Genomic DNA, 15,072 nt, shown 5'->3' with positions numbered 1-15,072 from the left:
TGTATCAAAGGATACTTATTTTATTTTCTTGCCCCAATAGGTCTTATTATTTCCATAAGCGGCATAAACAATAGTATGTGTTCTCGGACTGGCTTCCCAATCTACCTCTCGTTGCAGGTAGAGGTCGATACCGTTGACTGTCAGAATTTGATTCTCTGCATCATAACTCCATGTACTGCCTTTCCATGTTCCTTCAGTTACGGTGTGGTCGGCTGCCAGTGTCATGGTTACTGATTCTTTTTGAACTTCGTAGCTGTAGGACAGGTCTATGTGTTCCCAGTTTCCAATCAGTTCTTCTTCTGTGACGGTTGCTTGCGGAACAGCTCCGTAACGTTCGGGCATAACCAGAGGCCAGCCGTCTTTTGTCCAACGTATGCTACGCACATGTCCCATCATAATGGCGTTATCTATACTTTCCGGAAGACGTGCCTGTGAAGCATAGTACCAGTTGCCGTTACCGTCATCAAAGATAGCGCAGTGCGAAATGCCTACCCAACCGTCGCTGTTTTGGAACTTGTACGGGTGGGTTACTACCGGAAGCATATCAGCTCCTTCAGTTACGTTTGCGCCGTCAATACCGAGGTATGGACCGGTGATGCTTTTGGAACGACATACACGTGTATTGTAAGGTATAGCCAATGCATCATAAGCTACGAACAGATAATAATATCCGGTTTCGGCATTGTAAATGATTTCCGGTCCCTCACTGGCTTGCCAACGGCTGTTGCCGCGGGTTGCTATAATCTGTCCGTATTCTGCCGGAGTATTTCCTTCAGCCCAAGGTACGCCTAAGCTTTGTTTCGGCATTCCTGTTTCGGCATCCAGTTCCATAGCTGCGATACCGCTGTGCCATGAACCGTATATCAACCAATGCGCACCTTCCGGAGTAATGATGTAGGAGGGGTCAATGGCATTCCATTTGAAGTAAGCATTCCAGTCTGTCAATGCAGGACGGGTCCAGTCCATTCCTTTATCGGAAGAGGAACATACTACCATTCCTTTGTCGGTCCATTCATTGCTTGCAGGGTCAGATGTTTCCATCAATCCGATGAAAGCGCGTTCGGTCCATGAATTATCAAAATCGGCTTCCGTATTTTCCGCACCTGTTTTGATATAGTTATTTATTACGATGGAGTAGTACATACGGTACAAGCCGTCTTTTACCTTGCGTACAACAGGAGCCCAATATCCGTAGGATGGTTCGGCAATAGCTTCCAGTCCCATTGTTGCTCTGTATTCATTGAGCTTTTCTTTTACCCATGCAGGAATTTCCAACATAGTTCCACCCAGATATTCCCAGTTCACGAGGTCTTTGGAGCGTCGTGCATGGAAGTGACCTCCGTATTCGTGTACATTACCATAAGAAGCGTCAGTCTGATACATATAATAATATCCGTCTTCGGCAAGCATTACAGAAGGGTCGTGCACATTGGCAAGGTTCCATTGGTTGCGCATTGTCCATGCGGAAATATTCTTATAGTTATCGGCGTATGCCGGTGCTTCATAAGCAGCGAGCGCTTCATCAAGCGTTCCCTCTGCAAGGGTAAGGCTGAATTCAGGTGAGTAAACCACGTCTCCCTGATATACACCGGCAAAGGCACGTACATGGTAAGTGGTCTGCGGAGCCAATCCCTCGAGTGTGGCGGATAATATTCCGTTGGTAACAGAACCTTTTACTGTAGAGTTGTAAATGGTAGGTGTTGCGGTTTTGCTATAACAGAACCCGGCGCTTGTATAGCGCACATCATCGCGGATATTGAATACGGTACTGAGCACAGCACTTGTTGAAGTTATATCGGCAGCTGCGGGTACTTCCATTTTGATGCCGGATGTCCCGTAGTCAACTTCATCGTCGCTGCACGCTCCCCAAAGGAGAGCGGCTGCGAATAGAGTGATTAGATATTTATAATGTTTGGTCATGATTCAAATCTTTAATTATTAGTAATGGCCTTGTTCTTATTGGGCAGCACTTTCTGTAGAGCTTGTAGAGAGCTCCCAGCCTGTATTTTGTTTCAGGTTCGGCAGCTTCTTGATTTCATCGTCCGGAATGGGGATGTAGTAGTTCTTCGGGCTGTTGAAAGTACGGGTTGGGTGAGCATTTGCCGTACCGTAAGTATATACGGTCGGATCGTTTGATGTCCCTTCACCGGTGATGGTGACCCCATACAGATTATATACTTGTTTATAGCGGGGCAGGTTTGTTTCACTGCTTTGTGTTTGTCCTTCAAACAGCTTCCAGCGGCGTTCGTCAAAGAACCGGTGGTCTTCAAATACCAGCTCGATGCGACGTTCGTTGCGAATACGTTCTCTGAACTGTTCTTGCGTCATACCTGAATAAGCCGGCATTCCTACACGTGCACGCAATTCATTTATATATTGGTATGCTTGTGCAGGACCGGATGCTTCATTAATGGCTTCTGCTGCATTCAGCAGGATTTCGCCGTAGCGGAAGATAGGACAAGCATGGGCGTTGGTGGAGATAGACTGTGCTCCGAAAGCAATGTTGTGCAAGTACTTTTTGGTATAGTAGCCGGTCAGTGTACCGCCAAATTGAGTTTCGTAGTCTGCACCGTCGGGATATGATACGTCTATCGCACGGTTTTCTTCATTCTGTTCGTCTCCCCACATTGAGCCATGGTGCAAGATAGTTTGTTCCAGGCGCGGATCGCGATTGGCAAATGGATTCTGCGGGTCGTATTGTGAATTGTCGGCATCAATAGGAAGTCCTTTGATAGTTTCATAGGCATCTACAAGGTTTTGTGTCGGATTGGTACGTCCGTTTGATTGCAGTGTACCTTTGAATCCGCAAGGAGCCAAATACTGCTCAATTAAAGATGTAGTCCATACAGAACGTGATAAGATATATTCGTCGTTGTAATATGGATTTGTCGTGAAGCATTCATAATAGTTCAGATTAGGATCGTCAGTAGCTGTTTTATACAACTTGTACGGCTTGTTCTGAGTATTGTTTTTGGTGATGAACGCAACAGCCGCATCAGCCGCTTCTTGCCACCAAGTCAGGTCGTTGGTGGGATTGTTAAGAGGAGATGCACGATAGAGGAGGGCTCTTGCTTTCAGTGCATAAGCGGAAGCACCGTTGACACGTCCCCAATTTTCACTTTCGTTGCTGTAACGGAAGGGTAATACATCCTTTATCTTGTCACATTCGTCGGCCACCCACTTCATAACTTCCGCACAACTGGTACGTGCCTGATTCATGCGAGGATCGTTTTGCTCGAATACAATAGGATTTCCTTCTTCATCGTCACCGATGATAGGGGCATCGCCAAACCAGGAGGCGAGCTCAAAGTGCAAGATAGCGCGCAGCATCTTGGCTTCTGCTATGTAGCGGTCGTATAGGTGGTTGTCATCACCGGTTTTGTCATAATTACCTACTACGTCTTCGCGGGCATTTGTCAGAAACAGGTTTGCCATACGGATACCTTTGCAATCACGTCCCCAGAAATAGGAAGAGAGGGGATGAGTGATGGCTGTGTAGCCGTCACTCAAAATGCCGTTATAATAATTACTTGTCCAGAAGCAGACTGCGTTATCGGTCATACAGTCGCGTGGTGCACAGTAATTCCCGTCGTTGAAGCCCCTGAATGCATCGGGCAGATAATCGTATATGCTTGCCAGAAAACCGCGTGTGTTTTCATATTTGCTGAACACTTGTTCATCCGAAAGTGTCAGGTCCACTTCCTTGTCAAGAAAGTCGCTGCAGGCGGAGGTTCCTGCTATCAGCAGGGCCGCAACTATATATGCTTTAATCTTTTTCATTTCAGTTTTGTTTTTTTATCATGGATTAGAAACCTACGTTGATACCGAAGGAGAATGTGCGGGTTTTAGGATACCACCAGCAGTAACTCATCGGTTTTTCAGGGTCCATATTGTCGGGCAGGTGACTCCAGTTGCACAGGTTATAACCGCTGAAGTAAAGGCGGCATTTGGTGATACCGGCTTTTGCGAGCAATCGCTTGGGCAGTGAGTAGCCCACTTCGATGTTGCGCAGTGACAGATAATTGCCGTTTACCACCCAAATGTCGTTTTGGTAGGTTTTGGTGTCACGGTCACTGTCTACCGTGTTGAATCCGGAATAAGAGATACGCGGATACTTGGCATTGATGTTGCGCGGGTCTGTCGGATCGTCTGTATAATATCCCCAAGTATTGACTACCTCGTGGGTACTGTTGTTACCCCAGATGGAGTAAGTCATAGACGGAGAGAGGAATACGGAACGGTTCAGATAGGCGGTCAGGGTGGCGCGTACATCGAATCCTGCATATTCAGCACCGAATGTTACGGACGGAGTGATTTCCGGAATGATGGTATAACCGCTGGGGGTCATATCGTTGCTGTCTATCTGGCGGTCGCCGTTCAAGTCTTTGAATACGGCTGTACCCAGCTTCTGGCCTGTTGTGCCGGCAAATGTATTATACGGATATTTTTCAGGATGGTCAATAGCGTCTTGCTGGCTGGTGGCGACAAGGCTGGCATCGCTGGCCCAGCCTTGGAACTGGTAGATATTCCAACCGCCTACAGTATTGTTAAATACATTTTCATACAATCCCTGTACGGAAGTGCCGTCGAAGATGCGTTTTCCTGTCTTGCGTTGCCATTCCACGTTAGGCTCGGTTTCGTCCATCTCTGTAATTTTATTGGTATTCCAAGTCAGCATACCTTCTACAAAATAGTTCACCTTGCCTACACGGTTCTGATGTCCGATGGTCAGTTCTATACCTTTTGATTCGGCTTTACCGTAAGAGTCTTTGGATACGGTGGCTCCCAGCATGGCAGGGGTATTGCTGCGGGTTACGAGAATATCCGAACGCCATTCCTTGAAAGCGTCGAATGAACCGTATAACTTTCTGTGCCAGAAGTCAAAGTCAAGTCCTACATTCACCATGTCCGAGATTTCCCATTTATTGTTAGGGTTACCGATCAAAGTCTCGGTAATACCTTGAATTGTGGAGCTGGAAGTACCGAAGCTGTAGTCTGTTCCGTCACCGTATGTACTTTGATACTTGTAACGGTCACTGACAACACCTGTAGACGATTGTCCCGCACGGCCGTATGAAGCGCGAAGTTTCAGCAGGTCGATGTTCTTGTTTTTCAGCCAAGATTCTTCAGATGCCACCCAACCGAGAGATGCACCGTAGAATGTTCCCCAACGCTCTTCCGGAGCATAGTCATCAAAACCCATGCGTGACAGGTTGCCTGAAAAGATGTACTTGTTGTCATAAACATAGTTTGCCTGAGCGTTGTAGGAGAGGTAACGTTTGGACGACAGCTTGCTTGGTGTGTGGTCATTGGCGTCGCGCACATTCTCTCTGTTCTGATAGGTGCGGATGAAGGCACGTGCATCAACGCTATGCTTTCCGAATCTTTGGCTGTAGTTCAGTCCGGCATTGAAGTTCAGATTGTAGTAGTTGGCACGTTCGTTGGCATCCGGATTGGTCAATGCTTTGTAAGTATTGGTCTGCGTCAGTGTAAACTGTGACGGATCTACCACATTGGGGTTTGTATAGTCATAACTGTATGTATTGATACTGTTGGTCTGGTAAGACTGGAATACGTCAAAGGCATCGAAGCTCACCATGACATTCGCTTTCAGTCCGGGTACTAATGATGACAAGTCACCGGTTACATTGACAGTAGAGTAGAGGTTACGGCGGCGGTTCTTGTCCTGACCGGATGATGCCAACAGGTAAGCTGGGTTCTTTGCCGTGTCAGAGTAGTAGAGTTCACCGTTAGGTGTGTAGACAGGTTCCAGAGGATTGGCTTCCACAGCGCCGAAAGTAACCAGCGAGAACACACCGGTAGTAGGCTGTGTGATATTGTCGATACGTCCGCCCAAATCCAGTGATACGTTCAAGTACTTGTTTACGTCAATGTCAAGATTGGAACGCAGGTTGTAACGGTTCAGCATATGCTGCGTATTGTAATTTTCGTTGTACTTGGTCCATTGGCTGTTCCACATACCTTCTTGGCGCAAGTATGAGAACGATACATAATAACGTGCACGACTGTTACCGCCGCTAATCTGCACATTGGTCTTGTAGATAGGAGCAGCTTCACGATACAATTGGTCGAACCAGTTCGTATTGAAGTATTTGTACTTATCTATACCTTCCAGTTGTTCTCCGTTGGATACACGACGGTATTTCTCAATCTGTTCTTCGGTAAACAGAGGGTCCGAACCGTCCAAGTAGCGTGCACGGTTACGTGTAAGTGCCGTATTATAGGCATTCTGAGATTCCATTCGGTTACTCAACATCTGGAAGCCTACCTCCTGTGTGAAGTCTATCTTGGTCTTTCCGCTTTCACCGCGTTTGGTGGTTACCAAGATGGCGCCGTTTGCACCGCGCATACCGTAAATGGCAGTGGCTGCGGCATCTTTCAGGACAGTGATGTTTTCAATGGGGAATGCATCAAGGAATGAGAGGTCACGTTCCACGTTGTCCACAATAATCAGCGGGCTGCGTGCATTTTCGTTCATAGTACGGATACCGCGGATATACATGGCGGTTTCCGTCCAACCCGGTTCGCTGGACCATTCATAGGTTTCCATACCCGTTACGCTGGAACTAAACGCATTTTGAAGCACTGTGATAGGGTACTTCTGCAATTGCTCACCCGATACGGTGGAAGTTGATTCGGTCATAAAACGCTTCTGCTTGCGGGTAAAGGGAATCGGCATGGTACGTTCGTATTCATTGATATCCAGTTCCATTGTGATTTTGAAGTCATCGCTAAACTCGGCTATGGCAGTCGTATTCTTGTAACCTACACTGCTTACATTCAGTTCGTCGGCAGGTTTCACGTGTTTCAGACTGAAGTAACCGTCTGCGTCAGAGAGAGCGATGCGGCTCTGTTCGGCAACATTTATCACCGCACCCGGAATGGGATCGCCTTCCTGGTTTACGATGCGGCCCTTTAATGTCTGTTCACCCTGTTGTGCCCGGACAATGCCGCTCACTGTCAACAGGAGTCCCAACAGCAGGAGTCTGCTGATTCCTGCCAGCTTATTTATTATATGTTTTGTCTTTGTATACATAATATATTCGATTAAGGATTACCAACCCGGATTATTCTCAATGTTTGATTTCCAAACTTCCCCTTCAGGTATCGGATAGAGATACATCTTGTCTTCAAATACACGTTTTTGGGCTATTTTACGCATGATGGTTCCGTCTGTATCTACTTCTACTCCGTAGATGTCGCGTGAGAGAGCTTCGGTAGCTACATTCCAGCGGCGTACGTCCCAAGCGCGGTGCTCTTCAAAGGCAAGTTCTATGGTACGTTCCTTGTGGATGAAGTTACGCATCTTGTCTTTGGATGAAGTCAGGTCGGTGCGGTCGGCTACATTTCCTGTGATGCCCGCGCGGTGGCGGATTGCATCCAGTGCATCGTACACTTCCTGACAAGGTCCGTGCACTTCATTCATGGCTTCCGCATAGTTCAACAAGATTTCAGCGTAGCGGATGAAACTCCAGAGGCGATAGGATGTCTGTGAATGTTCCGCGCCCAAAATACTTTCGGGTATGTATTTGCATACATAGTAACCGGTAGGGGTGGAGTTGGCGTTGCCTATCGGATTGTCGCGCTGTCCGAATATCACATTGATAGTACCGTTACCCCATTCTCTGCCTTGATAAAGCACACTGGCTGCCAGACGAGGATCGCGGTTAGCCCAAGGATTGGCATCGTCATATCCGCTGGCTGTATTGATGGTAGGAACAGGGATACCGTACGTTGTATTGCTGTCATATACCGGAGCACCGGTCAAATCGTAGTTGGCAAAAGGAGAAGAACCGTCTGCCATGTCGTACATATCCACCAGATTCTGTGACGGACACAGGCCGCCGTTTCCGCCTTCACCTACAGGAGTATCGTTTTTGATACCGGCCCAGCCAATCATCACATCGTTGCGGAAGAAGATTGTTTCCTTGTTATTACCTGTATAGGTGGTTCTCAGGATAGCGTTGGTGTAATTTTCTCCTTCAGTGGCTCCGCTTGTCTGGAATAAAGTGAAGTTTTCGCCGTAAACATCTTTGAAACTTTGGGCGGCATCAGCGGCATTCTGCCACGTGATACCTGATTCGGATGCGTAGCGCGGACTTGCCATATAGAGTGCGATACGTGAGTACAAGGCTTTAGCCATCGGTTGTGAAACGCGTCCGGCGTAGCTTGTGCCCCATGCGGTAGAGTAATCCAGTAAACTGCTTTCACATTCTTTCAGCTCCTTCATAATGAAGTCTACTACAAATTCCTTTACGGTAGGGCGGGTAGTGTAGTTGCTCAGCAGGTCGCCTTCCGGATCCAGAACTTCCGTAACGATAGGTACAGGACCGTAGCGAAGGAACATTTCCCAGTAGAAGAATGCGCGCAGGAAGCGGGCTTCGGCTACATAAGTCTTTTTATCGGATTGGTATTTAGATTCACTGTCGCTTGCATTCTTAGGCACTTCATCAATGCGGGTGATAACCATGTTGCATTTGCGGATGCCGCGGTAGTAATGTTCCCAAGTGGCAGTCAGTTCGCTTGCACCGGCTGCACTGTAGAAGTTGCCCAGATTGAAAGAGGTCTTTACTCCTTTTCCGTAAGATGTTTCCGCCAAGTCGGTGGCGGCATCCAGCCAAGTGTCGTCAATGCGGTTGGCGCCATGGCGGAAGAAATTGTAAGTATCGGCATGGAACTGTACCAACATATTCCAGTCACTGAACACTTCTTCGCCTGTCAGGTCGTTACTGGGCTGTTTGTCCAGAAAGCCGCCGAACATATCTTCACACGAGGTCAGTGTCGCAGATGCCATGCTCAGGGCAAATATGCTATATAATAATGTCTTCTTCATATTCTATCAGAATTTAATGTTTACACCAAAGTTGATGGTTTTCATAATCGGGTAGCGGTTGGAGCCGTTGCTTTCAGGGTCTGTCAGACCGTCAAGATGATCCCAAGTAATGAGATTGTTGGCGTTGACGTACAGGCGGCAATCACTCATACCCACTTTCTTGGCCCACATGGTGGGTAGGGTATAACTCAGTTCAATATTTTTAAGGCGCATGAATGCACCGTTTTTCAAGAAGAAAGAGTTCTGGCGTTGGTTGTGGTCACCATAACTGTCGTAGTGCAACAGCGGATATTTGGCGTGAGCCAAATTATATTCTTCCGATTGTGCCGGATTCCAACGATCCAGATGATGTTCTTTCACCTTACCGCCGTTGATGAAGGCAAACATGGCTTCAGCATCGTAGTAGCGGCTTACGTGGTTTACACCTTGGAACATGACGCTGAATCCCCAGTTCTTGTAGTTGGCTCCCAAAGTCAGTGCATAAGTATTTTCGGGAATATCGCTGAATCCGATGAATGTTTCGTCCTGTTCGTCGATGTAGCCGTCACCGTTCATGTCGCGGTATTTCAGGTCACCTGCCTGTACATTTCCCAGACGGGATATGGGCAGTTCGCCGCCGTCTATATCGGCTTGGGTGATGAAGCCGTCGCATTGCAATCCGAAATATTGGTTGATAGGATGTCCTTCCCGTTTACGATAGCTCGTTTTGGAGTCGGGTTCGTCCATGTTGATAATTTCGTTGCGTGCATGTGAGTAAGTCAACCCTATGGTATATGTAAAGTCATTGCCGATATGATTGGAGTGTTTCAACTCAATTTCGTAACCGCTGTTCTTGGTTTCACCCAAGTTGCCGGCTGCCATTATCACTCCCACCCATTCAGGACGGGTCAGGTAGTCGGTCAGGATGTTGTTACGCTTTTCGTAGAAGAGGTCTATGTTACCATTCAGCATTCCGTTCCACAGTCCGAATTCCAAACCTACATTATATTTGTGGGCACGTTCCCAAGTTACTCCGTAGTTGGGGTACTGTGCTTCGTAGACGCCGGTTTGTCCGGTTGTTCCGAAGTAATAGTCGTTGCTTATCTGGCTCCATTTCTGTTCATAGAGGAAGCGTTGTTTCACTCCGTTTTTGGTATATACATCGTTACCTACCTGACCGTAGGAAGCACGTATTTTCAGGTTGTTCAACCAGTCTTTGGTTCCTTCCATAAACTGCTCGTTGCTGATGCGCCAGCCTGCGGAGAAAGAGGGGAAGAAGCCGAAGCGCTTGCCCTGCATGAAGTTCTCCGAACCGTTGTAGCCGGCGTTGAATTCAAACAGGTAGCGGTCGTCGTAGCCATAAGTCACACGACCTACCATACCTTGATAGCGGGCAGCCAAGTCTGCTTTGTTGCGATAGTCATTTTGCATATACAGCATCATGGCGGTTACGTCGTGCTTGCCGAATTTGCGGGCATAGTTCACTTGCGCTTCCATATAAAGTTTGTAGATAGAAGTGAACTCGCTGCTATTGGTCATTTCGGTATCTGCGTTGAACTGATTGTACGAGGTGTACAAATCCGGATTGTTTCGGTTGTTCAGTTCGTAAGTGGCAAATTCCTTTGTGTAGTTGTTGCGGTGCAGGTTTTCGTAGTCGAAAGAAAGCATACCTTTCACACTCAGTCCTTCGGTCAGCCAGTCCATGTCATAGTCAACGATGAAGTTGGTTTCGTTGATGGTGTTTACAGAACGGTAGTAACCGCCTTCGGCAAGTGCTGCAACGATATTGTTTTGGTATTGCGAACTACCTCCGTAAAGGCTGCGGGTGCTTTCACCGCTTTTCACTTCATAAGTTACGGGGAATATCCATCCCGGTGTATGGTTCAGTTCGTAGAATGTTTCGCTGTAGTTACTGCTTTCATCGGTATTGGATCCTCTGCGTTCTTCAAAGCGAGTACCGAAGTTTACGGAGAACGTAAGATCTTTGGTCAGGAAGAAGTCGGTATTGGCACGGAAAGCATAGCGGCGGTAGCTGGGGCTTGAACTGTTGCCATATCTGTCGTTGCTAAGGTTTCTTACCAATGAACGCTGGTCGTAGAGTTCGCCGGAAGCGTAATAACGCATACGCTTCGTACCGCCACGGATGCTTACGTTATAGCGTTGGGCGGGTGCTGTACTGCGGAGTACTTCATCGTACCAGTTCACATTAGGATAAAGCATGGCGTCAATGCCGCTTAGTTCACCGTTTGATGATTTACGGAACATCTCGATGTCATTGGTGCTGTATTGCGATCTCAGTCCGTCGTTTTTCAAGGCTTCTTCCAGCAAGGTTACCGACTGGTAAGAGTCGAGGTAAGTATCTGTGCGGGTAGGGCTCTGAATCTGCCAGTTGGCAGTGAGGCTTACTTCCGGTTTCTGTTCCTTACCGCGTTTGGTGGTAATCAGCATAACGCCGTTTGCACCACGCACACCGTATACGGCAGTTGCCGAGGCATCTTTCAATACAGAGATTGTTTCGATATCATCAGGTGCTATTTGGGAGAAAGCACGTTCTACACCATCCACTAAGATAAGCGGCTGTGCATCGCCTGCAAAGGTTGCGCGGCCACGGATGTAAATCTGCGCATCGTCAGCACCCGGAGCACCGGAAGTTTGTGAGGTAATCACACCGGAGATTTTACCGGAAATAGCTTGCGATACATTGGCAGCGGGAGTAGAGAGCAGGTCTTTGGAAGACACTTGTGAGATAGCACCTACCACACTCTCTTTCTTCTGCGCACCGTAACCTACTACGACAACTTCTTCCAGCATTTCGGAATCCTCTTTCAGGGTAACGATGATAGAAGTCTTTCCGCTCACGTTGACTTCCTGTGTTTGGTAGCCTACATATGATATTTGCAGAATGGCATTGTTCTTGCTTACAGTCAGCTTGAAGTTACCGTCCAAATCTGTGATTACACCGTTGGCGGTTCCTTTTTCCAATACACTGGCGCCGATAACGGTTTCGCCGGTGGCATCTTTTACGACACCTGTTACTTGCTTGGACTGGGCAAAGAGGGTTTGTCCGGTCAGAAGCAGGGCAAGCATCAACAGCAAGCGGGAAAATGTGCTCCCACACGCTTTATGATTTGTTTTGTTATTTTTCATATACATATATCAGTTAAAGATTATTCCACATCTATAAATGGATAAGTTACTACCGACTCCATATCAATATAACCACCTTCGATAGTAAGGAAAGCTCCGAGTTCCGCACTTTCTTCTAAGTCTTCAAAATAAATGCTGTAAGTGGGAAGTGCTTTTCCTGCTGCGGTTGTAACATTAGAGATTACATCTACACGCCCATCTGCACGTTTGATTTCCAATACGACTTCTGCACCATTCATGTCTGTTTTAAAAGTAGACCAGTCAAAACCGCTTGTCATGTTGTCTGCATTATAGCGGGCTCCCCAGCCAAAGGCATCGGAACGTAGTACCAGATATTCTTCATAGCCGCTTTCCGGTCTGTCTTTACCATTAGTGAGGATTACAAGCCAGTTTTTGAAGTTTTCGTCTCCCTTAGTGTAGTTCTTGAATTGATATCGAAGAGCAGAGTTTGTACCTTCTATCTTGGTGTGTTGAGAGAATACAGTCCACCAACCTGCGCTGCAATCTTGCGCACCTATTCTGTAATCTCCGGTTGAGTAACTTGCTCCGTAGTAGGTTTCAGCTTTGGACAATTCTATATAGGAATGGTCTACGGTAATGAATGTACCTATGTCAGTAGTACTTACGCCGTCATAGCTAAATGAATAATCTGCCAAAGCCCCACCGGATGCTGTTTTTGTTTTTACTGAGACATTGATTTTAGAACCGTTTCTTGTGATTGTCATATCTACTAAAGCTCCTTGCATATCAGCAACGAAAGTGTCCCAATTAAATCCGTGGATTATATTGGCGGCATTGTAATTAGAATCTCCCCAGCCATAAGCATCGGCACGGAGAACAAAGTATTCCGCATATCCGTCAGCTCCGAATTCTTTTCCGTTTGTAACAGCCAATACCCAGTTATTCCAGTTGTCTCCGGAATTATTGTAGTTGTAGAACTGGTAATGGAAAATACAGTCACCGGAGCGTACAAGCTGTTCTGATTTAGGTTCAAAGAAATTGGAAGTGTAATCTGTGTTACCAATAGTAATGTAAGGTGAACTTTCTTCACCGCCGTCCGGTTTTCTCGGATCTGTCCATTCCTTGCTTGTAATTGTATTGCGATAGAACTTCACATCATCTAGATAGAATTTCTTTGTTTGTGTATCTGACCCGTATCCCATATATATATAAGGTACGGATGCCATGAACTGTACAATCTTGGAGAAATCAAAATCGGTTACATTTTGCTCGATTCTTTTTTTGCCGTCTACATATACAAAGTAGCCTGTGTTGGTTACGGACAATGCAACGTAGTGCCATACATCGGGGGTAAGCAATCCTGTATTGGCAGAATTCGGGTTGTTGGCCTCATACCTGCCGTCTTCACCCTCATAGCTAAGCCAGCCATTGGCTGTGATGAACATACGTTGAGTGCCATTTTGGTTTTCAAAAGAAAAGAGGGCGCCGGTAAGGTCTTGTGTATAGGCGGCGATTTCGTCTTCATCCGTCATTTCTGCCGTTCCGGCTTGCTTGACGTAGAATACGAGTGATACGGCATTTTGTACCTTAACCTTGTTATACGGATTGAATATGCGGGCATATCCGTTGTCAAGGCACAGTACTTGTCCCATCTTTTCATCTGTAACCAGTGAAGGAACATCGCCTCCGGAATAGGCGAAGGTTTGGATTTCTTCGGAGTTTACTCTGTCTCCGTCGAACTTCAGGTTAAGTACCTGTTCAAGTTTAGGATAAACATCGGAACCTGCAGGCGGGTCCATTTGTCCCCAATCTTCACATGAACCGAGCGAAAGGATTGTAAAAGCCGCTATAATCAGCGACGGCCACTTTCTTGCTTTCATAATTTAGATATTAATAGTTTAACAAATAATCCTACTCTCATAGTAGTGCCGCAAAATTAAGTTCAAATGTACGCATAAAGGTGGACAAATGAATTTTAGAGGTGGATAAATGAAAAATAAGTGTAGAAAATACATTATTGCTGTCAATTCATGGTATGTCTATAAAATTTAGTATTTGCTTTTACGCGACCATTAAAACCAGCTTTTTTCTTTTGCCTTAGAACGTTTCCCGGCTTGCTGTGCTCGCTTGTTGCGAAGTATGAGCTCAGTCTTTGCCTTATGAAATAAATTAGTTGCAATTGTAGGCGGAAGTTATATTGCTTTCCGGGGTTGTATATAGGGGGGACACAGGTGCAAACTGGAACTCAAGAATATTCCCTATTTTTTATATACATGATAATCCGTTTTGATGTATATCAAAATGAATTATGATATATATCAAAACAAGTCTTGTTAGCTGAATACTTCTTGCACGAGTAGTGATTATTTGAACGCTTACGTTCAAATGTAGCCGTTGAGTATTTAATGCTAAAATAAAATTGTTCAGAGTCAATTTGCATGGAGTGGCTGACTAAGTATGCCGGATTTAATTTTTAGTAGCCATTTAAGAGTGTGTGACATAGTTTTTTGTACCTTTGTCTTTGTAATAATGTAAAGGTCATCATAAAGCGTGAGAATATGAGCAACAAAATCTATCCTATCGGAATACAGAACTTCGAGAAAATCCGTAAAGAGGGATATTTCTACATTGATAAAACGGCTTTGGTTTATCAGTTGGTAAAGACAGGCAGTTACTACTTCCTCAGCCGTCCGCGCCGTTTTGGAAAGAGTTTGCTCATCTCTACCCTCGAGGCTTATTTTCAAGGGAAGAAGGAGCTGTTTACCGGTTTGGCTATTGAGAAGCTGGAGAAAGACTGGATACAATATCCCATATTTCATCTTGACTTGAATATTGGCAAGTATGATGCTCCTGACAGTTTGGACAAAATATTGAATGACCATTTAGGAGTTGCAGAAGGAATACCGCAATGCGCTGAAACCTTTCTACGGAGTGCTGAAGACCATGGACGGTTGTATCAAGTTTGCCTTGCTGACGGGTGTCACCAAGTTTGGCAAGGTCAGCGTGTTCAGTGACCTGAACAATCTGAATGACCTTTCAATGTGGAACAAGTACATTGATATTTGCGGAATCAGCGACAAGGAGTTGCAAGAGAATCTTGAAGAGGAAATGCACGAGTTTGCCGAAGCGCA

6 protein-coding genes and 1 pseudogene are annotated in these 15,072 nt (G+C 46.2%); 1 reads left to right on the top strand and 6 read right to left on the bottom strand.

Annotation, left to right across the window (positions count from 1 at the left end):
- Positions 1 to 15 precede the first annotated feature (15 nt).
- The 6 genes from KG118_RS16320 to KG118_RS16295 form a co-directional block, all read right to left on the bottom strand.
- On the bottom strand, positions 16 to 1,920 hold the full coding sequence (locus tag KG118_RS16320) for an arabinan endo-1,5-alpha-L-arabinosidase (protein WP_118324354.1): 1,905 nt from the start codon (positions 1,918 to 1,920) through the stop codon (positions 16 to 18).
- A 36-nt stretch (positions 1,921 to 1,956) separates the two neighbouring features.
- Complete coding sequence (locus KG118_RS16315) at positions 1,957 to 3,780, bottom strand: RagB/SusD family nutrient uptake outer membrane protein (protein ID WP_117713146.1); 1,824 nt, start codon at positions 3,778 to 3,780, stop codon at positions 1,957 to 1,959.
- A 25-nt stretch (positions 3,781 to 3,805) separates the two neighbouring features.
- The gene (locus tag KG118_RS16310) at positions 3,806 to 7,057 is read right to left on the bottom strand and encodes a SusC/RagA family TonB-linked outer membrane protein (protein WP_117713145.1); all 3,252 of its coding nucleotides are present in this window, start codon (positions 7,055 to 7,057) and stop codon (positions 3,806 to 3,808) included.
- 18 nt (positions 7,058 to 7,075) lie between these two features.
- Positions 7,076 to 8,854 (bottom strand): RagB/SusD family nutrient uptake outer membrane protein, encoded by a 1,779-nt coding sequence (locus tag KG118_RS16305; RefSeq protein WP_117713144.1) that lies wholly within the window; start codon positions 8,852 to 8,854, stop codon positions 7,076 to 7,078.
- A gap of 6 nt (positions 8,855 to 8,860) precedes the next feature.
- On the bottom strand, positions 8,861 to 11,920 hold the full coding sequence (locus KG118_RS16300; protein ID WP_369834723.1) for a SusC/RagA family TonB-linked outer membrane protein: 3,060 nt from the start codon (positions 11,918 to 11,920) through the stop codon (positions 8,861 to 8,863).
- Positions 11,921 to 12,000: 80 nt separating this feature from the next.
- Complete coding sequence (locus KG118_RS16295) at positions 12,001 to 13,821, bottom strand: LamG domain-containing protein (protein WP_117713143.1); 1,821 nt, start codon at positions 13,819 to 13,821, stop codon at positions 12,001 to 12,003.
- Between the two features lie 678 nt (positions 13,822 to 14,499).
- Between KG118_RS16295 and KG118_RS16290 the strand changes: the two are divergent.
- Positions 14,500 to 15,072: pseudogene (locus KG118_RS16290) on the top strand (AAA family ATPase); the annotation flags it as partial.

This window comes from Bacteroides propionicigenes, from assembly GCF_018390535.1.
Classification (GTDB): Bacteria; Bacteroidota; Bacteroidia; order Bacteroidales; family Bacteroidaceae; genus Bacteroides; species Bacteroides propionicigenes.
Note: the sequence above shows the minus strand (reverse complement) of the source record. Positions and strands in the feature narration are given on the sequence as shown.

Coding starts and splice junctions, on each gene's coding strand:
- KG118_RS16300 (WP_369834723.1), bottom strand. CDS start 11,920: ATGCTTGCCCTGCTTCTGACCGGACAAACCCTCTTTGCCCAGTCCAAG.
- KG118_RS16295 (WP_117713143.1), bottom strand. CDS start 13,821: ATGAAAGCAAGAAAGTGGCCGTCGCTGATTATAGCGGCTTTTACAATC.
- KG118_RS16305 (WP_117713144.1), bottom strand. CDS start 8,854: ATGAAGAAGACATTATTATATAGCATATTTGCCCTGAGCATGGCATCT.
- KG118_RS16310 (WP_117713145.1), bottom strand. CDS start 7,057: ATGTATACAAAGACAAAACATATAATAAATAAGCTGGCAGGAATCAGC.
- KG118_RS16315 (WP_117713146.1), bottom strand. CDS start 3,780: ATGAAAAAGATTAAAGCATATATAGTTGCGGCCCTGCTGATAGCAGGA.
- KG118_RS16320 (WP_118324354.1), bottom strand. CDS start 1,920: ATGACCAAACATTATAAATATCTAATCACTCTATTCGCAGCCGCTCTC.